Source organism: Rhizobium lentis (assembly GCF_014200175.1).
In the GTDB taxonomy this organism is placed as follows: domain Bacteria; phylum Pseudomonadota; class Alphaproteobacteria; order Rhizobiales; family Rhizobiaceae; genus Rhizobium; species Rhizobium mulingense.
The window spans coordinates 32,867-54,011 of sequence record NZ_JACHBD010000007.1 but is presented as its reverse complement, the minus strand read 5'-3'; the positions used below and the strand labels follow the sequence as shown (position 1 = coordinate 54,011).

Genomic DNA, 21,145 nt, shown 5'->3' with positions numbered 1-21,145 from the left:
CCCGGCCAATTCCAATTCAAAGATGCGGAGCGTTTCGATGACCGGTTCCGGCTCAGAGATTCTATTGCCTCGGCGCAGGCGACGGCGCAGATCGAACTGGCGCGGCCTTGCCTATATCGCGCCGGCCATGGCGCTGGTCATCGTCTTCTTCATCATGCCGGTTCTCTTCACGGGATGGATGAGCCTGCATAACTGGCCGCTGATGGGCGCGTCGCGCTGGATCGGCTTCAACAACTATTACCGCATGGTCAACGACACGCGGTTCATGACGGCGCTGAATTTCACCGCCTATTATACTGTCATCGTCACCATCGCGATCTTCGCCGTTGCCTTTCCGCTGGCGATCTTCGTCGAAAAGGAACGGCAGTTCGTCAGCGCCTATCGCACGATCATCTTCCTGCCCGTCGTCGTCGGACTTGCGACGGCCTCGCTGCTCTGGGTCTGGCTTGCCAATGTCGATAGCGGCTTCATCGGCCCAGCCCTGAAAGCGCTCGGCCTCGTCGAAAAGAGCCCGAATCTGCTGGCGACCTTTGACACTGCCTTTCTCACTGTCGTGGTGATGGTCGTCTGGAAGATCGCTGGCTTCACCATGATCATCCTTCTGACCGGGCTGCAGGCCATTCCGTCCGAACTGACGGAGGCGGCCCGCATCGACGGCGCCGGCCGCTGGCAGCGTTTCCGACACCTGACGCTGCCGCTGATGCGCAAAACGATCGCCTTGGCGCTGATCGTCTCGGTCACCGGCTCGATCCTCGCCTTCGACCAGTTCTACATCATGACGTCGGGCGGACCGCAGAACAAGATGATCTCGGTGGTCTACTATATCTTCAACCAGTCCTTCGTGTCGTTCAACCTGGGTTATGGCGCAGCGCTCTCGATCGCCCTTCTCGCCATCCTGGTGGCGATCAGCATCGTGCAGCTCTGGCTGCTGCGCGTCGGGGAGGAGCGTCCATGACGACGTCAAGGGAACGCCGGACGCGCAAGGCGATCCGCGTGAAGTCCGTCTATCATCTCACCGGCATCGCCATTTCGATCTTCTTTCTGGCGCCCTTCGCGATCACGCTGCTCGCCTCCTTCCGGCAGGGCACGGAGGCCAGCCTGCCGCCTCTGCCGCCCTGGCCGACATCGGGCGTCAGCTTCGATGCCTATGCGCTGCTCGATACGTTCGGCGCCGGCATCTGGCGGCATATGATCAATTCGCTGTTCGTGTCGGTCGCCACCGTCGTGCTGACCGTCCTCGTCAGCCTGCTCGCCGGCTACGGCTTCTCCCGATATCGCTTCCCGATGAAGAATGCGCTCTTCGTGCTGATCATCGCCACGCTGATGATCCCGTTCCAGTCGATCCTGACGCCGCTCTTCATCATCCTGGCAAAGCTCGGCCTCAACAATTCGCTCATCGGGCTGACACTCGTCTATGTGACGCTGCAACTGCCCTTCTCGGTCTTCATGATGCGCAACGCCTTCGACGCCGTGCCGAAGGAGATCGAGGAGGCCGCCCGCATCGACGGGGCCCGAGACCTCCGGCTTCTTGCCCGCGTTCTCTTGCCGCTGGTGCTGCCCGGTGTCGCTACGGTGGCGATCTTTGCCTTCCTCAATGCCTGGAACGAGTTTCTCGCCGCTCTCGTGCTGCTCTCCAGCAACGAGAAATACACCCTGCCGGTGCTGATGACGGCGGTCCGCGCCGGGCGCCTCGGCGCCATCAACTGGGGAGCGGTTCAGGCCGGCGTCATCGTCATGACGATCCCATGCCTGATCGTCTTCCTGCTACTGCAACGCTACTACATGCGCGGGCTGATGGCCGGCGCGGTGAAATGAGAGAAAGTCGAGCCCATGACCAAATCAAGCAATGACCGCCAGTTTCGTCCCGTCGCCGTTCCCGATGTCGATCTCGGCGGCTTCTGGGGCAAATGGCAGGATGCCGTCTGCAACTCCACCGCCGAGACGCTGCTCGACCGCTGCGTCGAGGCCGGCATGCTCAAGGCGATCGATGTCAATCAGCCTAGCCCCGGTGTCGTCATTCCCATTCAGCCCTGGGGCGGGACGACGCAGATGTTCTGGGATTCCGACCTCGGCAAGTCGATCGAGACCATCGCCTATTCACTCTACCGCCGGCCGAACCCGAAGCTCGAGGCGCGCGCCGACGAGATCATCGATATGTATGAGCGGATGCAGGACAAGGACGGCTACTTGAACGCCTGGTTCCAGCGCGTCGAACCATCCCGCCGGTGGACCAACCTGCGCGATCATCACGAACTCTATTGCGCCGGACACTTGATGGAGGCGGCGGTCGCTTATTATCAGGCGACCGGCAAGCGCAAGCTACTCGACATCATGTGCCGTTATGCCGATTACATGATCAAGGTTTTCGGCCATGGCGAAGGCCAGATCCCCGGCTATTGCGGCCATGAGGAGATCGAGCTCGCGCTGGTCAAGCTCGCCCGCGTCACGGGCGAGAAGAAGTATCTCGACCTGTCGAAATTCTTCATCGACGAACGCGGCACCGAGCCGCATTTCTTCACGGCGGAGGCCGTTCGCGACGGCCGCAGCGTGTCCGATTACCATCAGAAGACCTATGAATATGGGCAGGCGCACCAGCCGGTGCGCGAGCAGAAAAAGGTCGTCGGCCACGCTGTGCGCGCCATGTATCTTTATTCGGGCATGGCCGATATCGCCACCGAATACAGGGACGACAGCCTGACGGCGGCGCTGGAAACGCTGTGGGACGATCTGACGACCAAGCAGATGTACATCACCGGCGGAATCGGGCCGGCCGCCTCCAATGAAGGCTTCACCGATTACTACGATCTGCCCAATGACACGGCCTATGCGGAAACCTGCGCCTCTGTCGGTCTGGTTTTCTGGGCAAGCCGCATGCTCGGGCGCGGGCCGGATCGGCGCTATGCCGACATCATGGAGCAGGCGCTCTATAACGGCGCGCTGCCCGGCCTTTCCACAGACGGCAAGACCTTCTTCTACGACAATCCGCTTGAAAGCGCCGGCAAGCACCACCGGTGGAAATGGCACCATTGCCCCTGCTGCCCGCCGAACATCGCCCGTCTGGTGACCTCGATCGGCTCGTACATGTATGCGGTTGCCGATGATGAGATCGCCGTGCATCTCTACGGCGAAAGCACCGCTCGGCTGAAGCTCGCCAATGGCGCCGAGGTGGAACTGGAGCAGACCACCAGCTATCCGTGGGACGGTGCGGTGGCCTTTACCACCCGGCTGAAGAAGCCGGCGGCCTTCGCGCTGTCGCTGCGCATTCCCGATTGGGCGGAGGGCGCAACCCTCAGCGTCAACGGGTCGATGCTCGACCTCAGCGACCATATCCGTGACGGATATGCCAGGATCGATCGGCAATGGGCCGACGGCGATCGCGTCGCCCTTCATCTGCCGCTTTCGCTTCGCCCGCAATATGCCAATCCGAAGGTGCGCCAGGATGCCGGCCGGGTCGCCCTGATGCGCGGCCCGCTCGTCTACTGCGTGGAAACGACGGATAATGGCGAGGATCTCAACGCCATCGTCCTGCCACGCACGCTGCCGGCCGCCGAAACCGTCGTGCTGAAGGACCTCAACGATGCCGTCGCCCTTGATCTCAAAGTCGAACGCGAGGAGACATCGAACTGGGGAGCGCCGCTCTACCGCCAGGCGCCGGCCGAAAGGCGGGTCGCCACGGCGCGCTTCGTGCCGTATCATCTGTGGGACAACCGCGCGCCCGGAGAGATGCTCGTCTGGGTCCAGGCGGACAAGTAGGTCGTTTGGGGATGACGAACGGTATGGGCAATAAGAGCGTCGTGCTCCAGGACGTGCGAAAAAGCTATGGCAGTCTGCCGGTGGTCCACGGGATCGATCTGACGATCGATGAGGGCGAATTCGTCGTTTTCGTCGGACCGTCCGGCTGCGGAAAATCGACGCTGCTTCGAATGATCGCCGGCCTCGAGGACGTTACCGACGGCGAGATCGAGATCAAGGGACGTCTCGTCACCGATCTCGATCCATCCGAACGCGGCATTGCGATGGTCTTTCAGTCCTACGCGCTCTACCCGCATATGAGCGTGCGGGACAATCTCGCCTTCGGCTTGAAGATGGCGCGCACGAGCGCCGCCGAGATCGAGGCGCGCGTCAAGGCGGCCTCCGCGATCCTGAAGATCGACCACCTGCTCGACCGCCGGCCCGGACAGCTTTCCGGCGGCCAGCGCCAGCGCGTGGCGATCGGCCGGGCGATCGTGCGCAAGCCCGATGTCTTCCTGTTCGACGAGCCGCTCTCCAATCTCGATGCGGAGCTGCGCGTTTCCATGCGCATCGAGATTGCCCGCCTGCACCGCGATCTCGGCAACACGATGATTTATGTCACCCACGATCAGACCGAGGCGATGACGCTTGCCGACAAGATCGTCGTGTTGCGCGACGGCCGGGTCGAGCAGGCCGGAACGCCGCGGCAGATCTACGAAGATCCCGCCAATACCTTCGTGGCGGGCTTCATCGGTTCGCCGAGGATGAACCTCCTAACCGCTCGCTCGGCCGAGCAAGGCCTGGTTGAAGTTGCCGGCGTCCGCATCGAAACCGCCCTGTCCTGCACGGGCCGACTGGCCGGCGGCGCCGTGACGCTCGGTCTGCGGCCGGAGCATCTGAAGGTGGCGCCCGATCGGTCGGGCAGGCTGATGGCCACGGTCGATTTCTCGGAATATCTCGGGGGAACGCAATATCTCTACTGTCAGCTTGGCGACGGCCAATCGCTGACTGTCGAGCATCGTTCGCCGGTCAGCATCGCGGCCGGCGATCAGGTCAGCCTGCTATTTGAGCCGGCTGATTGCCGGTTGTTCGACGAGGGCGGCAACCGGTTGCGGTAATTGCAGCCGCTACAGCGCTTAAGGAATTATGCGGTAGGCTCAGCCGACGAGATCCAGTTTCATCAATTCCGAAGCTCGCTGCCGGGCCTGGCTGTCGGCGCTGAAAACATCGTCCATCCCGGCAGCCGGCGGCAGGTGGGCCAGATCGTCCATGACCCTCTCGGTGATGTCGGCCATGGCGAGGAAGGACAGGCGTCCTTCGATGAAGGCTTGCAGGGCCACTTCCTTGGCGCCGTTCAGCACGGCGCCCTGGACACCGCCGCGGGTCATCGCAAGACGCGCCAGCCGCAGCGCCGGGAACCGCACCTCGTCAGGCGCTTCGAAATCCAGCCTCGCGAGCCTAGCGAAATCCAAGCGCTCGATCGGCAGGTTCGGCCTGCGCGGAAAGGACAGGGCATAACCGATGGCAGTGCGCATATCGGGCGCGCCGAGCTGGGCTAGGACAGAGCCATCGGTATAGCCGACCATCGAATGAATGATCGATTGCGGGTGAAGGATGACCTCGATCTGTTCGGGCGCCAGGCCGAACAAATGCCGGGCTTCGATCATTTCCAGCGCCTTGTTGAACATCGAGGCACTGTCGATCGAAATCTTCAAGCCCATCGACCAGTTCGGGTGAGCGCGCGCGGTTTCCACCGTCACATCGGCCATTTCCTTGAGCGAGGCGGTGCGGAAGGGGCCGCCCGACGCCGTCAGGATGACGCGTTCGACAGCGTGGCGTTGGCTTTCTTCCAGCACCTGGAAAATCGCATTGTGCTCGCTGTCGACTGGAAGCAGCTTGCCGCCGCCTTCACGAATCGACTTGAGGAAGAGATCGCCGGCCGAGACCAGGCATTCCTTGTTGGCAAGGGCGATATCGGCGCCGCGGCGTGCGGCGGCGAGCGTCGGCGCGAGACCCGCCGTGCCGACGATTGCAGCCATGACCCAGTCGGCTTCGCGATCGGCGGCTTCCATAAGGCCTGATTTTCCCGAGGCGACCGCGATGCCGCTGCCGGAAAGCGCGCTCTTCAGCGATTCGTAATGCCGGTCGCTCGCCGTCACCGCCAGCCGCGCGCCCGATGCTTTTGCCTGCCGGGCCAGCAATTCGACGTTACCGTTGCCGGTCAGCACCGAAATTTCGAAGTTGTCCCGTCCGCCCAGGTGTTCGACGACATTGAGCGTGTTGCGGCCGATCGAGCCGGTCGAACCGAAGATGCTGAGGCGCCGCGGCGCCGTTTTGCCGGTCGTCATGTGGAATTTCGCGAAAATTTGTCTCGTAGGCTCAGGCTCTACTAGGGTTTGGAGGGTGCGGCAAGTGTGCGGTGCAGCAGATTTCGGCCCTCAAGGGCTTTACAGAGCGGCGGCGAGATGTGATCCTGGCAATATTCCTGAGGGAATCGTGAATCTCAGGCGGCCGCTCATGGCCGCATGGGTATCAAAGGGCGCAGCGGCGTCCATTTGACGGGCACCTAGCTGCCGCCGGCCGTTCGGCCACATATTAAATCGAGGATGACATTGGGATGGACGGCTTGGCCGCGCTGCTTCCTTGCGGGTTTTCAGTGCGCACTTTTGTTGCGGCGTCGCGCCGTTCGGTGAGCAAGCTTGCCAAACGATTGGGTCACATGACGATATTCAAGATAGCCTGCGTTCTTTTCACCGTGCTGCTTCTTTCGCTTCCCGCGGCGGCAAAGGCAGACGACCTGCTGATCTGGTCGCCCGCCAAGCTTTCGGACCGGTCGTACAAGGCGACGATGGGTTTTCGTCTGCCGGCGGAATGGGAAACAAGCGCCGGCGCCGACATTGCGCTGGCAGCGACGAAAGGAGGCGCGCCGCTGCCCGATTCCGAACAGGCGATGCTCTGGGGTAGAATCGTGAGAACGAACGTCACACCGGCAGGCCAATCACAGCGGGGCGTGAAGGTCAGCGTCGATACGCTGCGCGGCAGCGGCGCGCTGACGCTCAGTCGTTCGCGCAGCTGGATCCTGTCGGATTCGCTCGACATGCAATCGAGCCGCTCCGTCAGCGTCGGTTACGATCCGGTCGATGCCCGGCAGGCCTCGGTGACGGCGTCGCAGGCGCTGAAACTCATCCACCCCTGGACAGGGACCGCGCTTTCGGCTGGCGCCGGCCTCAGCAATGCCAGCGGCGATTTCTCCAGTTCGGTGGCTGTCAGCCAGACGATCCTGCCGAACCTCAATCTCGATGCGTCGATGAACAACCCGTTTTCCGAGGACGAGGCCGGCAGTCTCAATCTGCGCTATCGCCTCAACTGGTAACACGCTGAAACCAAAACCAACCGGCGGGCGTTTCCTTTCAAGGTTTCACAGAGGAACGGGTCATGGTTTTCAAGGAGCAGACATTTCACGGGCTGGAGCCTGAAATGGAAGCGGAAATCGCCAATCGCGCGTCTGTCGAGGCGGCCGTCGCCAATGCACTGGCGATTGCCGGCGGTATCGATGCGTCCGACGTCGAGGTGACGATGGAAAAAGACCAGATCGTGCTCAGCGGCACGGTCGGCACAGTCGGGGAGATCGAACGGGCGACCGCGGTCGCCATGGCCGTCGAGGGCGTGCATAACGTTCAGAACCGGATCCTCCTTGGCGGGTTCTCCCTGGACGGCACGCATTGATGGTGAGGGGCGCTCCACCGCATTGGAAGGAGCGCAGGTCGATAGGCCGCGGCCGTGGCTCGACGGCGAGCCGCGCTGCCTTCTCGGTCGCCTTTCTCGGGCCGGCGTTCAGCTGATCAACCGGCGAAGCGCTCGATCAGAAAAGACGAGCCGGCCGGCCGATCGGTCTTCGCCGTGGCCACCGGTCCCTGCAACTGATAGGCGATAGTGAGAAGCAGAGCGCAGACCGCAACATACGCGATTGCCAGAACAGTCATCTTGATAAGCATCGCGAATACTCCCATTTCGCCCTAAACGCGGCGGGATTTGCGAAGTTCCTTGCCGGAGGATACCAGATGAAAAGCCCGGCCGAAAGGATCGGCCGGGCTTTGCCTTAGCGGCAGATTCGGGTTTCCTTGATGACCGTATGGCCGTGGCGGCGGATCTTTTCCGTCTTGGTGAAGCAATCGCGGGAAACGTAGCGCCGCCGCATGTCGTGGCGATAGGGACTGTGGTGGCGGTAATAGGGGCGCTCCGAATCACGATAGTAGGGGCGCGCGTCATCCGTGGTGATGGTCACGCTTGCCGCCTGGGACGGCATGGCTGACAAAACGGACGCCGCGGCGAGCGTGCAGGCGAGGACGAACTGTTTCATGACGAGCCTCTCTTTCTCAGTTGCTCACGGGGAGCAACTCGGTTGTCATGGTGTCAACTCGCCAGAAGCGTCGCCGGTTCAATCACATAGCGTTACCGATTGTGTCGAAAGCAGAAACCTTTGCGGCCGCGGATCGTTAGCGCAGGGATAGCCGGAGGCATCGATCATGGGACCGATTGCAAGAATCATCGCCATCGTCGCCGGGCTTGCCGGTGGCACGGTGCTTTCGCAGGCGCCTGAATTTGCCCAGCAATATCGCCAGCGAATCGGCGGAGCGATAGACGAATTGCGCGTCATCGTCGAGGATTTCAACAGGCAGGCGACCGAGCACCACCTCAATCGCCAGCAGGCGCTGAAAACCTACGCGCAATCTTCCGACGACTTCCTGCGCGATCGCGGCGCCTCCATGCAAAGCACGATCGCACGCTACGAAACGCTGCTGTCGCAGCAGCTGAAACTCGGCGCCGCCGCCCCCGTGACCAAGCCGTTCGTGCTCATCGGGGAACCGGATGATGTCGTTTTCGCCAATACATTGCGGGATTTCGTGCCCGGCGTGCCGGTCAGCTTCGCAGGCCTCGTCTGGGCTGCGATTGGTTTTATCAGCGCTTGGGTGATTGCGGCGCTGCTGGGATTTAGCGTGCGGCGGGTTGTGCGCGGCCGACGAACCTCTCCTCACGCACATTGAACCGATTGGGAAGCAATGCGGTCGGTGCTGATTTGCAAGACGAGATCGATCAGTCTAACTACTCCCACAGCACCCAAGGAAGGCCAAAGAGAATGCAGACCATTTGGACGAAGCCGGTGACGATCGCCCTTGAAGGACCGGATCAATGGGTAGTGATCCAGACCACGCAGGCTGCGACATGGGCATTGATTGAAGACTGGCCCACAGACGAGGGCCCCGCCCTGGATCGGGCTTGCGCCGTGTGCGCAGATGTCATCTCCGGAAAGCGAAGCCGGGAGGACGCGCGACAGGCTTTCATCGAGGCTGCGATTGAGGCAGGGATTCCAATCAAGGTGTGAGGCAATACGCGATCTGCTCATCGCTTAAAGACTGGTGATCCCGGCGCGATTCGAACGCGCGACCCCCAGATTAGGAATCTGGTGCTCTATCCTGCTGAGCTACGGGACCACTTGCACGCCATGCATACAAAAGGCTTGGCGTGAAGCCAAGCCTTAATTGTTGCCGAAGCATGTCGCGCAAAACTGTGCGGCGATTTTGCGATGACGACATGCGTAAAAAGAACCTAAAGCGCGACGCCGAATTGAAAGATCGCGACGCTCTTTAGAGACCCAAGCGCTGTTCGGCGAGGCGGACCCAATAGGAGATGCCGTGGGCGATAGCTTCGTCGTTGAAGTCGTAGGCCGGGTTGTGCAGGCCGGCGCTGTCGCCGTTGCCGATGAAGATGAAGGCGCCGGGGCGGGCGTTCAGCATGTAGGAGAAGTCCTCGCCGCCCATCATCGGATCGATTTCGGCGTTGACGTTGTCCTCGCCGGCAATGGCGCTGGCGGTGGCGACCGCGTGCTCCGTCTCATCAGGATGATTGACGGTGACGGGATAGTTGCGGTTGAAGCTGATCTCGGCTTCGGCACCGTGGGCTGCGACCACACCCTCGACGATCTGCCGGAAGCGCGTCTCGGCAAGCGTGCGCATCTTGTCGTCCAGGGTGCGGACAGTGCCTGCGAAGGTCGCATCGTTCGGAATGACGTTATGGGCGAAACCGGCGTTGAACTTGGTCACCGAGACGACGACCGAGCTGATCGGATCGGCGGTGCGCGAAGCGATCATCTGTAAGTTGGCGACGATCTGAGCGCCGATAGCGATCGGGTCGATCGTCCGGTGCGGCTGGGCGGCGTGGCCGCCGCGACCCTTGATGGTGACGGTGAACTCGTCAGTCGCCGCCATGATCGCGCCCTTGCGGGTGGCGAACTGGCCGATGGGCAGGCCCGGCAGATTGTGCATGCCGTAGACTTCTTCGATCTCGAAGCGCTCCATCATGCCGTCCTTGACCATCAGGTTGCCGCCGCCGCCGCCTTCTTCGGCGGGCTGGAAGATGACGGCGATGTTGCCGTTGAAATTGCGGGTCTCGGCCAGATATTTCGCGGCGCCGAGCAGCATGGCGGTATGGCCGTCATGGCCGCAGGCATGCATCTTGCCCGGCGTCTTCGAGGCCCAGGGCTTGCCTGATATCTCGGTCAGCGGCAAGGCGTCCATGTCGGCGCGCAGGCCGATAGTGCGGCGGCCTTCGCCCTTGCCTTTGATCAGCCCGACGACCCCGGTGCGCCCGATGCCGGTGACGATCTCGTCGACACCGAATTCCTTAAGCTTTTCGGCGACGAAAGCGGCCGTGTTTTCCACCGCGAAGAGGAGCTCGGGGCGGGCATGAATGTGGCGGCGCCATTCGGCGACTTCATCCTGCAATTCGGCGGCTCTGTTCAAAATCGGCATGTTGGCGTTCCTGTTATGAAATCCCGACAATCTTTGATCGCATCACAAGGGTGTGAGGCTTTTGGAAATTACTTCGTCAATGACCTTTGCCATGTCATAGCCATATAGGCTAGATAGGGGAAGGTTGCGAGATTTCCTGATATCTGAAGGATGAGCCGTGTCGACGAGCCACTTCCGTTTGTTTGCCGCCAAGCGGCCGTTGCGTTTCACCGCCGCTGCGACTGCCGCTTTTCTCGCCTCCGTTTCGCTCGCTCAGGCCAATCCGCATATTCTCGTCGACGTCCAGACCGGCCGCGTGCTCGAGCACGAGGAAGCCTTCCGCAAGTGGTATCCGGCCTCGCTGACCAAGCTGATGACCGTCTATACCATCTTCGATGCGATCCGGGCCGGTCAGATCAGTCTCGATACGCCCATCGTCATCAGCAAACGCGCCGCCGCGCAGCCGGCCGCGAAGATGTATTTCAAGCCAGGCCAGAAGCTGACGCTCGACAGTGCCTTGAAGATACTGATGGTCAAATCGGCCAACGACATTGCGGTTGCGGTCGCAGAAGCCGTCGGCGGTACGCAGGAAGGTTTCGTGACTCGGATGAACGGCGAAGCGCTGAAGCTCGGCATGACGGATTCGCATTTCGTCAATCCGAACGGCTTGCCGGGCAAGGGGCAGTATACCACGGCGCGCGACCTGGCGGTGCTGACGGTGGCGCTGCGCCGTGACTTTCCGCAATATGCCGGCTATTTCGCGCTCGAGGGCTTCACCACCGGCCAGCAGAACGTGCCGAACCTCAATATGCTGATCGGCCGCTTCGCCGGCGCCGACGGCATGAAGACGGGTTTCATCTGCGCCTCGGGCTTCAACCAGATCGGTTCGGCGACGCGCAACGGCCGTACGCTTGTTTCCGTGGTGCTCGGCACTGACAGTCTCGCGGCGCGTGCCGATGCGACGGCGAACCTGTTGCAGAAGGGCTTTACGACGCAGTTTCCCGGGAGCGACACGCTCGGCTCGCTGAAGCCCTACGGGCCGGGACAAGACCAGGTGACCGACATCACCGCCGATATCTGCAGCGCCAAGGGCGCCAAGATACGCAGCGAAACGCGAGACGAGGTCGGCCGCATGAAGGTGCACTCGCCCTATATTCTGGAAATGGACCACGACCCGCAATTCGTCTTCGCCGGCCTCATTCCGGGGCAGGATCCGCAGCCGTCTCAGCAGCCGGAAAAAGTAGCGACCGGCGATACGGCCGGAGGCATTGCCAATGTGCCGGTGCCGATGCCACGTCCGACCTCGTTTTAAGGCAAGATCGTTTTCAAGGTAAAATGACATGAGCGCGCTCAACGACAGGATTCCGGTCACCATCCTGACCGGCTTTCTCGGCGCCGGCAAATCGACGCTGCTCAACCGCATCCTCAAAGACCCCGAGATGAAGGACGCGGCCGTCATCATCAACGAGTTCGGCGATGTCGGCATCGATCATCTGCTGGTCGAAAGCTCCGGCGATTCGATCATCGAGCTCTCAGACGGCTGCCTGTGCTGCACCGTGCGCGGCGAGCTGGTCGATACGCTGGCGAACCTGATGGATGCCGTGCAGACCGGCCGCGTCAAGCCGGTGAAGCGCGTCGTCATCGAAACGACCGGCCTTGCCGATCCGGCGCCGGTCATGCAGGCGATCATGGGCAATCCTGTTATTGCCGCCAATTTCGAGCTCGACGGTGTCGTGACCGTCGTCGATGCGGTCAACGGGCTGCAGACGCTCGACAATCACGAGGAAGCGCGCAAACAGGCGGCCGTCGCCGACCGGCTGATCGTCTCGAAGACATCGCTGGCCGGCGCCACGGCCGGGCTGGAACAGCGCCTGCGGGCGCTCAATCCGCGCGCGGCGATGATGGATGCCGACAGCACCGACGCCAGCAGCGCCGCGGTGCTGGTGAACGGGCTCTACGATCCGGCGACGAAGATCGCCGATGTCGGCCGCTGGCTGCGGGATGAGGATGGCCACGAGGCGCATCACCATCATGATCACGCTGGCGGTCACCACAGCTACCTCCATGATCATCACGATCATGACGGCGCTCACGCGCACCAGCACGCCCACGACGTCAACCGGCACGATGCCTCGATCCGGTCGTTCTCGATCATCGAGGGAAAACCGATCGATCCGATGGCGCTCGAGATGTTCATCGATCTCCTGCGGTCTGCCCATGGCGAGAACCTGCTCAGGATGAAGGCGATCGTTTCCGTCTCCGACCGGCCGGAACGGCCGCTGGTGCTGCACGGCGTCCAGAGCATCTTCCACCCGCCGGTGCGGCTTGCCGCCTGGCCGGATCCCAGCGACCGGCGCACGCGCATGGTGCTGATCACCAAGGGCCTGCCGGAAGCCTTCGTGAAGGAACTGTTCGACGCCTTCCTCGGCAAGCCGCGCATCGACAGGCCCGACCGCGCGGCGCTGTCCGACAATCCGCTCGCCATTCCCGGCATGCGGATGTAACCGCTCCCACGTTTCGCTGTGATGCGATCGTCTTCAGCCGTTGTGTTTACGGGTGCCCGAAAGCCACCTTGCCTGCTGGCCGCTCAGCAGCGTGCGATAGCGCTCCTGGCTTGCGGTCAGGTGAGCCCGCATGGCGGCGCGGGCGGCTTCCGGGTCACCGGCCGAAATCGCTTTCAGGATTGCCAGATGCTCGCGCTGTAGGCCTTCCTGATAATCGCGCGACAGCGTGCTGTCCGTGCCCCAGGGTGAGGCGATATCGCAGGGGATCGCCCGCATGCCGAGCGCATCGAGAACTTCCACATAATAGGAATTGTTCGTGGCAGCCGCGATTTCTCGGTGAAAGGCGAAGTCGCTCTTGCCGGTCGCCTCGCCGCGCTCGAGCAGCCGGTCGAACTCGAAGAAGGCTTCGTGGATCTGCGCTTCCTGAGCTGCATTGCGTCGCAGCGCAGCAAGTCCAGCGCTTTCGATCTCCAGTCCCATGCGCACTTCGATGACGTTGAGTGCATGGGAAATCTTGTTGCCGACATCGAGGCTGATCGAGCCGAAGGCAATCGTTGGATGGTTCATGACGAAGACACCAGCCCCTTGCCGCGCCTCGACGAGGCCGTCGGCGGCGAGGGTTGCAATCGCTTCGCGGACGACAGTGCGGCTGACGCCGAAAAGCTCGCCCATCCGGGTCTCCGTCGGCAGCTTTTGCCCGGGCGCATAATCCCCGGACAGAACCTGGGCGCGGATGGCCGAAACCACGCCTTCGGAGAGTTTCGGCCTTCGCTCGATCCTTGATTCAACGGCTGTATCGGCCGCCATGTCGCTCTCCTATTTGAACACAGCCGGCAGCCACAGCGAAATTGCCGGGATGTAGGTGACCAGACCGAGAACCACGAGGCCGGCGCCGTAGAACGGCCAGATCGAGCGCATAGCCTCCCAGACCGAAATCTTGCCGACTGCACAGGCCACGAATTGCACAGCCCCGACGGGAGGTGTGTTCAGCCCGATGCCGAAATTCAGGATCATGATCACGCCGAAGTGCACCGGATCGACGCCGTAGGCCTGTGCCACCGGCAGGAAGATCGGCGTGCAGATGATGATGGTCGGTCCCATGTCCATGAAGGTGCCGAGCACCAGCATCAGCACATTGAGCAGGAGCAGCACCGTCAGCGGATCGTCGGCGACGCTCTTCATCCAGATAACCAGCGAGGCGGGCACTTTGAGAAAGGCCATCAGCCAGGAAAAGGCGGCGGCGGTGCCAATGATCAGGAGCACCATTGCGGTGGTGCGCACGGCGCCCTGCGTGGCGTGGACGAAGTCTTTCCAGCTCATCTGCCGGTAGACGAAGAGGGTTACCAGCAGCGCGTAGAGCACAGCGATGCAGGAGCTTTCCGTCGCTGTGAAAATGCCGGACCTCACCCCGCCGAAGATGATGGCGATCAGCAGAAGCCCGGGCACCGCGACGGCGAGCAGGTGAGCCACCATGACAAAGCCGGGAAACGGCTCCGTCGGATAACCGCGCGAGCGTGCGACGATGTAGGCGGTCACCATCAGCGCGGCTGCGAGCAACAGGCCAGGCAGGACGCCGGCGGTGAACAGATCGGCGATCGATATCTTGCCGCCGGCGGAGATCGAATAGATGATCATATTGTGGGACGGCGGCAGGAGCAGCGCGATCAGGGCCGCCATCGAGGTGACGTTGACCGCGTAGTCGGCACCATAGCCGCGTTGCTTCATCTGCGGGATCATCAGGCCGCCGACGGCAGCGGCCTCTGCCACCGCCGAACCCGAAATGCCGCCGAACAGTGTGGCGGTGACGATATTGACCTGGCCGAGGCCGCCGCGCACATGGCCGACCAGGGAGGCTGCGAAGGCGACGATGCGGCTCGCGATGCCGCCGCGCACCATCAGGTCGCCGGCATAGATGAAGAAGGGAATGGCGAGCAGCGAAAACACGCTCATGCCGGAATTGAGCCGCTGAAAGATGACCAGCGGCGGCAGGCCCATATAGGCCACGGTGGCGAAGCTGGCGACGCCGAGACAGAAGGCGATCGGCGTGCCGATCAGCATCAGGGTGGTGAAAACACCGAACAGAATCCAGAGTTCCATCGCGCTATACCTTCAAATTGGCGTTCGGGTCGGCATTGATGTTTTCGATCTCGACGGCGATCTCCGCCGGCAGAATTTCATCCAGCACGTCGTCGATCGGTTCACCGGCGAGGCGGAGTACAATGCGCTCCAGCGAGAAGATCACCGCGAGGACACCGCCGCCGGCGAGCGGCAGATAATCGAACGCGCCTGAGATGCCCAGCGACGGCAGGGTGGTGTTCCAGGTCAGGCTCATGAGCGCGCCGCCGTACCAGATCATGCCGGCGCCGAAGGCGAGGATGACCACATCCGAAATCATGCGCAGGACACGCTTTCCGGATTTCGGCAGCACGTAGAGCAGCACGTCGAAACCGAGATGATTGTTCTCCCGGATGCCGACGGCGGCGCCGAGGAAGATGAACCAGCTCATCAGCATGACCGAGCCCGGCTCCGTCCAACTCGGCGAGTCGTTCAATACGTAGCGGCAGAATACCTGCCAGGCGACAAAGACCGTCATCAGGATCAGGCCGGAGCCGGCGAGCCACAGGGCGGCGTTGCTCAGGCGGGCCAGGACGTTGGTGACGGGTGTCAGGTTATTCGACATGAGGGCCTCGTCGAAATCGGGCGGGCAGTCTCCCTGTCGGGAGATGGATGAAGATGCGTGCGAAGCGTGAGCGTGAAACGGGGTGGAGAAACCGTCCACCCCGCTAAGTCACGCCGTCCTGCGCAAGGAGGCAGGCGAAGGCTACTGCACAGCCTTTACGTCCTCGACCATCTTCTTCAGCACGTCGTCTTTGACGTGCTTTTCGTAAACCGGAGCCATGGCGTCGATGAAGCCCTGCTTGTCCGGTGTGGTGATCTGCGCGCCGAGCTTTTCGACATTGGCGCGCGATTCAGCGACCTTGGCCGCCCAGAGTTCGCGCTGCTTGCCGACGCTGTCCTTGGCTGCCTGCTTGAAGATCTCCTGATCCTCGGGCTTCAGCTTGTCGAACGCCGCCTTGTTCATGACGAACACCTCCGGCAGGATCGTGTGCTCGTCGAGCGAGTAGTTCTTCGCCACTTCCGCATGCTTGGCGGTGTCGTAGCTCGGGAAGTTGTTTTCCGCGCCGTCGATGACGCCAGTTTCGATCCCCGAATAGACTTCGCCATAGGGCATCGGCGTGGCATTGGCGCCGAGGGCCGCCACCATGTCAACGAAGATGTCGGACTGGATGACGCGGAACTTCAGGCCTTTCATATCGGCAACCGCGTTGATCGGCTTCGTCTTGTTGTAGAACGAGCGTGCGCCGGCATCGTAGAAGGCGAGCACGACGAGGCCGGCCGGTTCGAACGCCTTCTTGATCTGATCGCCGATGGCGCCGTCCATGACCTTGTGCATGTGCTCTTCGGAACGGAAGATATAGGGCAGGGCCGGAACGATCGATTCCTTCACCGTGCCGTTGAAGGGCGCCATCGACACGCGATTGAGCTCGATCACGCCGGAGCGCACCTGTTCGATCGTGTCCTTCTCTTCGCCGAGCTGGGCGGAATGGTACACTTCGACCGAATAGCGGCCCTGCGTGCGCTCCTTCACCAGTTCACCGAAATATTTGACGCCCTCAACAGTCGGATAGCCGTCCGGATGCGTATCGGACGATTTCAGCACCGTTTGGGCGCTGGCGGCGCTGCTCATGAATGAAGCGGCAACCATAAGACCGGCCGCCAGTGTAACAAAGTTTTTCATGCTCTCCTCCCAATTTGCATGACGATTATTCTCAGAAGTCCGTATCCCAGCTTTGCTGAAGATCCCTGCACGCTTCGCCTGCGATTTCCAAGGCCGGTCACGGATGGGCACGATGGAAACGTCACGCGAAAGAGGCTCACGGCGACGCAGCAAAGTGCTCGGCGTGCTCATCGGATCTGATGGCGCACGCTTACCTTTTCTCGTGGAAACAGAAGATGTGGATCAGTCAGCCTCCGCTATTCTCGCCGTTCCTCCGACCGGCTCACTATGGCTAGAACCAGCCAAGTATAATGTCAACATACAAAAGCTGTGTAGTTGTATGATGAATTTTGGGCGCGGGAGTGGCTTCGAGCGCCAGCCGCGAGAACATGGGCAGGGTAAATTGGAGATGCGCCGGCAGCTGTGATGATGCCGCTTAGGACGGCATCTGCTCTGACTATTTAATGCAGAACAGTTTTAGCGCTTGCGGATCAGGAAGCGATGGCCGTTTTCGGTCTTTTCCGTTTCGACCAGCTCGTGACCGTCCTCATTGCAGAAATGCGGCATGTCGATCACCGCCATCGGATCGCTGGTATCGACGAGGATGAGCGCGCCGCTTGCCATGGTGTCAAGCTTCCTGCGTGTCTTCATCACAGGGAGTGGGCATTTCAGGCCGCGAAGATCGTAGAGAACGGGGTTCAAGCCGTTCAGTTCCGCGCCCAGAATTTCCAGAACGGCTTCTTTGCCGCGGCTTCTGCCGTCTCCTGTGGTTCGGGCGCGGGCGCGGTATAGGCCAGCGGATTCTGCATCGGCACCGGCACGACCGCAGGCGCCGCGGCGGCAACGGTCGTTGCCTGCGGCTGGGCCGGCGTTGTCGGCATAGCGCCGGCCGCGGAGTTGGCGGTGAGGCTCTGCGTCGTGCGCTTGGCCATCAGGTCTTCGAGTTCGGCGACCTTGACCATGCGGCCGGCTTCGAGAGAGGTGCCGGTCGGCGCGAAGGCGAGTTCGCGGCCCTTGCGCAGCTTGGCGACCACGGCTTTGCGCTCGGCTTCGGAAGGGTCGTACCAGGCCATGCCGTCATATTTGCTCATCGCCTTGGCATACTCGGCATCATAGGTCTTGCCGTAGGAGGCAAGGGCGGCCGTCAGCGCCGGCGGCGTCGACATGGCAGGGCATTTGCCGGCGGCGTTGAAGGCGCCGCCATCGGTTGCCTGCTGGTTGAAGACATATTTCTTCTCGCAGACGTTCACCTCGGGCGGGCGCTTCGTCACTTCGAAATTGTCGTAGCCGACCTTCAGCATCTTCCAGAAGTCGTAGTTCGGGTCAAGCCGATGCTTGACCATGTTTTCCGCCGTCATGCGGAAGGGGAAGGCCTGCAGCTGCACCGTCGATTGGCCGCCCTTGAAGGCGTCGCGGGCAAAGGCATAGATCTCCAGCACCTGCTGGTCGGTCATCGAATAGCAGCCGGAGGACGAGCAGGCGCCGTGGATCATCAGATCGGAGCCGGTGCGGCCGTTCACCGCGTCGTAGCGGTTCGGGAAGCCGGTGTTGATCGCCAGATAATATTTGGAATTCGGGTTCAGGTTGGCGCGTGTCAGCTCGTAGAAGCCTTCCGGCGCCTGCCGGTCGCCGGTCTTGACCTTCGGACCGAGGCGGCCGGACCAGGCGCAGATCTTGTAATCGGCGATCTTGTCGAAACGGTTGTCGGTCTTCGCTTTCCAGATCTCCATTGCACCTTCTTCCTTGAAGATGCGGATCATGATAGGCGAATTGCGGTCCATGCCCTTGGCGGCCATGGCGTTGAGGATATGGGGAGGGAGCGGCTGCTCGACCTTGTTCTTGACCTTGGAGAGATCAACCTGCGCGGTTTCCAGCGTATCGTTGCAGCCGGCGAGAGCCAGCGCGATGAGGGAAACATAGGCAAAATGACGTATGCGCATCCAAATTAGCCCATAAAGATAGTGCGACCCGGTCCGCCTATGGAGTTCGGGCACTGGAAGGAATCATAGGCGGCTTATACTTTATAAAACCTTATCAGCCTATGACGTGCCCCGAACATCCCCGCAAGCGCGAATGTTACAGATAATATCAATGTGGCCAAGATTTGGCCTCAATCGCTGAAAAGCGCAACTTGTCTTAGAGGTTGCGGCCCATATTGAGGAATTTCTGGCGCCGTTCGTTGCGCAGCTGTTCGCCGGAACGCGATGCCATTTCGCCGAGCGCATTGGCGATGACATCGCCGGTTGCGGCTATGACGCTGTCGGGATCGCGATGGGCGCCGCCGAGCGGCTCGGAAATGATGCCATCGATGACGCCAAGCGACTTCAGGTCTTCGGCGGTGATCTTCATGTTGGTCGCCGCTTCCCGGGCGCGGGTCGAATCGCGCCAGAGAATGGACGCGGCGCCCTCCGGCGAGATGACGCTGTAGATCGAATGCTCGAGCATATAGACCCTGTTGCCGGTGGCGATCGCGATCGCGCCGCCAGAGCCGCCTTCGCCGATGACGACGGAAACGAGGGGAACCTTGACGCCGAGGCACATTTCCGTCGAGCGGGCGATCGCCTCGGCCTGGCCGCGCTCTTCGGCGCCGACGCCGGGATAGGCGCCGGCCGTATCCACCAGCGAAATCACCGGCAGGCCGAAACGATCAGCCATTTCAAGGATGCGGATCGCCTTGCGGTAGCCTTCCGGGCGGGGGCTGCCGAAATTGTGTTTCAGTCGCGACTTGGTGTCGTTGCCCTTTTCCTGGCCGATGACGGCGACAGGCTGACCGCGGAAGCGGGCAAGGCCCGCCTGGATGGCGGCATCCTCGGAAAACTTGCGGTCGCCGGCCAGCGGCGTGAATTCCTGAAACAGCGTCTTGGCGTAATCGACGAAGTGCGGGCGCTGCGGATGGCGGGCGACCTGCGTCTTCTGCCAGGCGTTGAGCTTGGAATAGATTTCGACGATCGCCTCACGGACGCGAACCTCCAGCCGGCTGATCTCGTCGGTGGTGTCGATGCTCTCGTCTTCCGTCGCGAGCTTCTTCAGCTCGATGATCTTGCCTTCGAGGTCGGAGATCGGCTTTTCGAAGTCGAGATAATTGTGCATGAGGTGCGTTTCCGTTCCTTGTGCCCGGGGCGTTTTCCTGGCTCCGCCCCTTGTCGCCGGTCCTATTCGTGCTTTTTCGCCTGTTTGGCAAGGGGGTGATGCGTCTGGACGAGCTGCTGCAGCCTCTCTTCGAGCACATGTGTGTAGATCTGTGTGGTCGAAATGTCCGAATGGCCGAGCAGTTCCTGCACGACGCGTAGATCGGCGCCGTTGGCGAGCAGATGGCTGGCAAAGGCGTGGCGCATGACATGCGGCGAGATCAGCGACGGCGTCAGACCGGCGCGGATCGCTAGGTTCTTCAGGTCGCGCGCAAAGACCTGACGCGGCAGGTAGCCCTCCTTCGAGGCGGCCGGAAACAGCCAGGGGCTTTCCTGCGGCTCCTTCGCCACGGCATTTTCGGTCGTCAGCAGCCGCCCGTAGGATTTCAGCGCCCTGATCGCCGATTGCGACAACGGCACTAGCCGCTCCTTGTTGCCCTTGCCGCGGATCATCAGGAAGCGGCCCTCCTGGTCGAGGACGCGGGCGGGAAGCGAGACGAGCTCGCTGACGCGCATGCCGGTGGCATAGAGCAACTCCAGCAGCGCCAGCATGCGCAGGCGCTGCAACTGGCCCGGGGCCGGATCCTCGGCCTCGGTCTGCGCCTGGAATAGCAGCCTGCCGACCTCCTCGACCCCCATCGTCTTCGGCAGCGGCCGGCCTTTCTTCGGCGCGTCGAGCACGCCGGTGGGGTCGTCGGTGCGAATGCCTTCTGCGTAGAGGAACTTGTAGAACTGCCGCATGGCCGCAAGCCGGCGCGCCTGCGAGGAGGGCTTGAAACCCTGGCTGGCGAGCGAGGCGAGATAGGCGGAAAGATCGGCGGAGGCGGCTTCGGTCAACCTGATGCTGCGGCCGTTCAGGAAGGACCTCATGTCATCGAGATCGCGCTCATAGGATTGCAGCGTGTTGGCGGCGGCGCCTCGTTCGGCGCTCATCATTTCCAGGAAGGATTCCACATGGACGCGGCCGAGATCCACCATGCCGGTCACTTCCTGGTCGTGCCGATCGCGCCCGTCGCCGGCGGATTGACCCGTTCGGACGGAATGCGGATTGTCACGTCGCGCGGCTCGGGCTCCACGAAGGTCGCAAGCCCCCACATCGCTCCGTAAACCGTCCCGGCGAGGATCGCGCAGACGAACAGAAAACGGAACAGGGTCGGCATCCGGCAACTCCTTCATGCTCTGCTTCTGTTATAAGAAGCGTATCTGCAAGTGCAA

The 21,145-nt window shown here is 61.8% G+C and carries 23 protein-coding genes and 1 tRNA gene; 10 read left to right on the top strand and 14 right to left on the bottom strand.

The features are described from left to right. The first annotated feature begins 37 nt into the window (after window positions 1–37). The 4 genes from GGI60_RS17500 to GGI60_RS17485 are packed head-to-tail and all read left to right on the top strand — an operon-like array spanning window position 38 to window position 4,850. Window positions 38–955, top strand: a complete 918-nt coding sequence (locus tag GGI60_RS17500; protein ID WP_183917213.1) for a carbohydrate ABC transporter permease — start codon at window positions 38–40, stop codon at window positions 953–955. Beyond that, on the top strand, window positions 952–1,815 hold the full coding sequence (locus GGI60_RS17495; RefSeq protein WP_097608910.1) for a carbohydrate ABC transporter permease: 864 nt from the start codon (window positions 952–954) through the stop codon (window positions 1,813–1,815). Before GGI60_RS17500 ends, GGI60_RS17495 begins: the two co-directional genes overlap by 4 nt. Before the next feature lie 15 nt (window positions 1,816–1,830). Next, a complete protein-coding gene (locus GGI60_RS17490; RefSeq protein WP_183917211.1) occupies window positions 1,831–3,753 on the top strand; it encodes a glycoside hydrolase family 127 protein in 1,923 nt (640 codons plus the stop codon). 11 nt (window positions 3,754–3,764) lie between these two features. Continuing rightward, complete coding sequence (locus GGI60_RS17485; RefSeq protein ID WP_183917209.1) at window positions 3,765–4,850, top strand: ABC transporter ATP-binding protein; 1,086 nt, start codon at window positions 3,765–3,767, stop codon at window positions 4,848–4,850. Window positions 4,851–4,889: 39 nt separating this feature from the next. Here GGI60_RS17485 and dxr read toward each other — a convergent pair whose 3' ends face one another. Then, complete coding sequence (dxr, locus tag GGI60_RS17480) at window positions 4,890–6,080, bottom strand: 1-deoxy-D-xylulose-5-phosphate reductoisomerase (protein WP_183917207.1); 1,191 nt, start codon at window positions 6,078–6,080, stop codon at window positions 4,890–4,892. A 371-nt stretch (window positions 6,081–6,451) separates the two neighbouring features. Here dxr and GGI60_RS17475 point away from each other — a divergent pair, with 371 nt between their 5' ends. Together GGI60_RS17475 and GGI60_RS17470 are read left to right on the top strand one after the other, a co-directional pair. Beyond that, window positions 6,452–7,105, top strand: coding sequence for a hypothetical protein (locus GGI60_RS17475; protein WP_183917205.1), 654 nt, complete (start codon window positions 6,452–6,454; stop codon window positions 7,103–7,105). 62 nt (window positions 7,106–7,167) lie between these two features. Further along, window positions 7,168–7,458, top strand: coding sequence for a BON domain-containing protein (locus GGI60_RS17470; protein WP_010034950.1), 291 nt, complete (start codon window positions 7,168–7,170; stop codon window positions 7,456–7,458). Between the two features lie 116 nt (window positions 7,459–7,574). On the opposite strand, the gene GGI60_RS17465 is transcribed toward GGI60_RS17470, so the two are convergent. Then, the gene (locus tag GGI60_RS17465; RefSeq protein ID WP_010034942.1) at window positions 7,575–7,727 is read right to left on the bottom strand and encodes a hypothetical protein; all 153 of its coding nucleotides are present in this window, start codon (window positions 7,725–7,727) and stop codon (window positions 7,575–7,577) included. 104 nt (window positions 7,728–7,831) lie between these two features. Then, complete coding sequence (locus tag GGI60_RS17460; protein WP_183917203.1) at window positions 7,832–8,092, bottom strand: hypothetical protein; 261 nt, start codon at window positions 8,090–8,092, stop codon at window positions 7,832–7,834. Between the two features lie 166 nt (window positions 8,093–8,258). On the opposite strand from GGI60_RS17460, the gene GGI60_RS17455 reads away from it, so the two are divergent. Both GGI60_RS17455 and GGI60_RS17450 read left to right on the top strand, forming a co-directional pair. Then, entirely contained in the window at window positions 8,259–8,777 is a 519-nt protein-coding gene (locus GGI60_RS17455) for a DUF2937 family protein (protein WP_183917201.1), read from the top strand. A 92-nt stretch (window positions 8,778–8,869) separates the two neighbouring features. Then, complete coding sequence (locus GGI60_RS17450) at window positions 8,870–9,115, top strand: DUF982 domain-containing protein (RefSeq protein WP_183917200.1); 246 nt, start codon at window positions 8,870–8,872, stop codon at window positions 9,113–9,115. A 32-nt stretch (window positions 9,116–9,147) separates the two neighbouring features. Here the strand turns inward: GGI60_RS17450 and GGI60_RS17445 are convergent. Then, window positions 9,148–9,224, bottom strand: a tRNA-Arg gene (locus GGI60_RS17445). A 153-nt stretch (window positions 9,225–9,377) separates the two neighbouring features. Beyond that, the gene (locus GGI60_RS17440) at window positions 9,378–10,541 is read right to left on the bottom strand and encodes a M20 aminoacylase family protein (protein WP_183917198.1); all 1,164 of its coding nucleotides are present in this window, start codon (window positions 10,539–10,541) and stop codon (window positions 9,378–9,380) included. A gap of 157 nt (window positions 10,542–10,698) precedes the next feature. On the opposite strand from GGI60_RS17440, the gene GGI60_RS17435 reads away from it, so the two are divergent. Both GGI60_RS17435 and GGI60_RS17430 read left to right on the top strand, forming a co-directional pair. Further along, on the top strand, window positions 10,699–11,832 hold the full coding sequence (locus GGI60_RS17435; RefSeq protein ID WP_183917196.1) for a D-alanyl-D-alanine carboxypeptidase family protein: 1,134 nt from the start codon (window positions 10,699–10,701) through the stop codon (window positions 11,830–11,832). A gap of 28 nt (window positions 11,833–11,860) precedes the next feature. Then, complete coding sequence (locus tag GGI60_RS17430; RefSeq protein ID WP_183917194.1) at window positions 11,861–13,024, top strand: CobW family GTP-binding protein; 1,164 nt, start codon at window positions 11,861–11,863, stop codon at window positions 13,022–13,024. A gap of 33 nt (window positions 13,025–13,057) precedes the next feature. Here GGI60_RS17430 and GGI60_RS17425 read toward each other — a convergent pair whose 3' ends face one another. The 9 genes from GGI60_RS17425 to GGI60_RS17385 all read right to left on the bottom strand — a co-directional run bounded on the left by GGI60_RS17425 (window position 13,058) and on the right by GGI60_RS17385 (window position 21,090). Then, window positions 13,058–13,831 carry a FadR/GntR family transcriptional regulator gene (locus GGI60_RS17425; RefSeq protein WP_183917193.1) on the bottom strand — a complete coding sequence of 258 codons (774 nt, stop codon included), beginning with the start codon at window positions 13,829–13,831 and terminating at the stop codon, window positions 13,058–13,060. Between the two features lie 9 nt (window positions 13,832–13,840). Then, window positions 13,841–15,121 carry a TRAP transporter large permease gene (locus GGI60_RS17420; RefSeq protein WP_183839886.1) on the bottom strand — a complete coding sequence of 427 codons (1,281 nt, stop codon included), beginning with the start codon at window positions 15,119–15,121 and terminating at the stop codon, window positions 13,841–13,843. A 4-nt stretch (window positions 15,122–15,125) separates the two neighbouring features. Beyond that, on the bottom strand, window positions 15,126–15,704 hold the full coding sequence (locus GGI60_RS17415) for a TRAP transporter small permease (protein WP_097608897.1): 579 nt from the start codon (window positions 15,702–15,704) through the stop codon (window positions 15,126–15,128). Window positions 15,705–15,845: 141 nt separating this feature from the next. Continuing rightward, on the bottom strand, window positions 15,846–16,823 hold the full coding sequence (locus tag GGI60_RS17410; RefSeq protein ID WP_183917191.1) for a TRAP transporter substrate-binding protein: 978 nt from the start codon (window positions 16,821–16,823) through the stop codon (window positions 15,846–15,848). A 456-nt stretch (window positions 16,824–17,279) separates the two neighbouring features. After that, a complete protein-coding gene (locus GGI60_RS17405) occupies window positions 17,280–17,504 on the bottom strand; it encodes a sulfurtransferase TusA family protein (protein ID WP_183917189.1) in 225 nt (74 codons plus the stop codon). 5 nt (window positions 17,505–17,509) lie between these two features. Next, the gene (locus GGI60_RS17400) at window positions 17,510–18,742 is read right to left on the bottom strand and encodes a murein L,D-transpeptidase family protein (RefSeq protein ID WP_183917187.1); all 1,233 of its coding nucleotides are present in this window, start codon (window positions 18,740–18,742) and stop codon (window positions 17,510–17,512) included. A gap of 196 nt (window positions 18,743–18,938) precedes the next feature. Further along, on the bottom strand, window positions 18,939–19,892 hold the full coding sequence (locus tag GGI60_RS17395) for an acetyl-CoA carboxylase carboxyltransferase subunit alpha (RefSeq protein WP_183917185.1): 954 nt from the start codon (window positions 19,890–19,892) through the stop codon (window positions 18,939–18,941). 62 nt (window positions 19,893–19,954) lie between these two features. After that, entirely contained in the window at window positions 19,955–20,908 is a 954-nt protein-coding gene (gene xerD, locus GGI60_RS17390) for a site-specific tyrosine recombinase XerD (RefSeq protein ID WP_183917183.1), read from the bottom strand. Window positions 20,909–20,913: 5 nt separating this feature from the next. After that, on the bottom strand, window positions 20,914–21,090 hold the full coding sequence (locus tag GGI60_RS17385; RefSeq protein WP_183917181.1) for a hypothetical protein: 177 nt from the start codon (window positions 21,088–21,090) through the stop codon (window positions 20,914–20,916). Window positions 21,091–21,145 lie beyond the last annotated feature (55 nt).

Bases quoted from the DNA above. Each gene is read 5' to 3' on its own strand.
- GGI60_RS17500 (WP_183917213.1), top strand. From the start codon at position 38: ATGACCGGTTCCGGCTCAGAGATTCTATTGCCTCGGCGCAGGCGACGG.
- GGI60_RS17495 (WP_097608910.1), top strand. From the start codon at position 952: ATGACGACGTCAAGGGAACGCCGGACGCGCAAGGCGATCCGCGTGAAG.
- GGI60_RS17490 (WP_183917211.1), top strand. From the start codon at position 1,831: ATGACCAAATCAAGCAATGACCGCCAGTTTCGTCCCGTCGCCGTTCCC.
- GGI60_RS17485 (WP_183917209.1), top strand. From the start codon at position 3,765: ATGACGAACGGTATGGGCAATAAGAGCGTCGTGCTCCAGGACGTGCGA.
- dxr (WP_183917207.1), bottom strand. From the start codon at position 6,080: ATGACGACCGGCAAAACGGCGCCGCGGCGCCTCAGCATCTTCGGTTCG.
- GGI60_RS17475 (WP_183917205.1), top strand. From the start codon at position 6,452: ATGACGATATTCAAGATAGCCTGCGTTCTTTTCACCGTGCTGCTTCTT.
- GGI60_RS17470 (WP_010034950.1), top strand. From the start codon at position 7,168: ATGGTTTTCAAGGAGCAGACATTTCACGGGCTGGAGCCTGAAATGGAA.
- GGI60_RS17465 (WP_010034942.1), bottom strand. From the start codon at position 7,727: ATGCTTATCAAGATGACTGTTCTGGCAATCGCGTATGTTGCGGTCTGC.
- GGI60_RS17460 (WP_183917203.1), bottom strand. From the start codon at position 8,092: ATGAAACAGTTCGTCCTCGCCTGCACGCTCGCCGCGGCGTCCGTTTTG.
- GGI60_RS17455 (WP_183917201.1), top strand. From the start codon at position 8,259: ATGGGACCGATTGCAAGAATCATCGCCATCGTCGCCGGGCTTGCCGGT.
- GGI60_RS17450 (WP_183917200.1), top strand. From the start codon at position 8,870: ATGCAGACCATTTGGACGAAGCCGGTGACGATCGCCCTTGAAGGACCG.
- GGI60_RS17440 (WP_183917198.1), bottom strand. From the start codon at position 10,541: ATGCCGATTTTGAACAGAGCCGCCGAATTGCAGGATGAAGTCGCCGAA.
- GGI60_RS17430 (WP_183917194.1), top strand. From the start codon at position 11,861: ATGAGCGCGCTCAACGACAGGATTCCGGTCACCATCCTGACCGGCTTT.
- GGI60_RS17425 (WP_183917193.1), bottom strand. From the start codon at position 13,831: ATGGCGGCCGATACAGCCGTTGAATCAAGGATCGAGCGAAGGCCGAAA.
- GGI60_RS17420 (WP_183839886.1), bottom strand. From the start codon at position 15,121: ATGGAACTCTGGATTCTGTTCGGTGTTTTCACCACCCTGATGCTGATC.
- GGI60_RS17415 (WP_097608897.1), bottom strand. From the start codon at position 15,704: ATGTCGAATAACCTGACACCCGTCACCAACGTCCTGGCCCGCCTGAGC.
- GGI60_RS17410 (WP_183917191.1), bottom strand. From the start codon at position 16,823: ATGAAAAACTTTGTTACACTGGCGGCCGGTCTTATGGTTGCCGCTTCA.
- GGI60_RS17400 (WP_183917187.1), bottom strand. From the start codon at position 18,742: ATGCGCATACGTCATTTTGCCTATGTTTCCCTCATCGCGCTGGCTCTC.
- GGI60_RS17395 (WP_183917185.1), bottom strand. From the start codon at position 19,892: ATGCACAATTATCTCGACTTCGAAAAGCCGATCTCCGACCTCGAAGGC.
- xerD (WP_183917183.1), bottom strand. From the start codon at position 20,908: ATGGTGGATCTCGGCCGCGTCCATGTGGAATCCTTCCTGGAAATGATG.
- GGI60_RS17385 (WP_183917181.1), bottom strand. From the start codon at position 21,090: ATGCCGACCCTGTTCCGTTTTCTGTTCGTCTGCGCGATCCTCGCCGGG.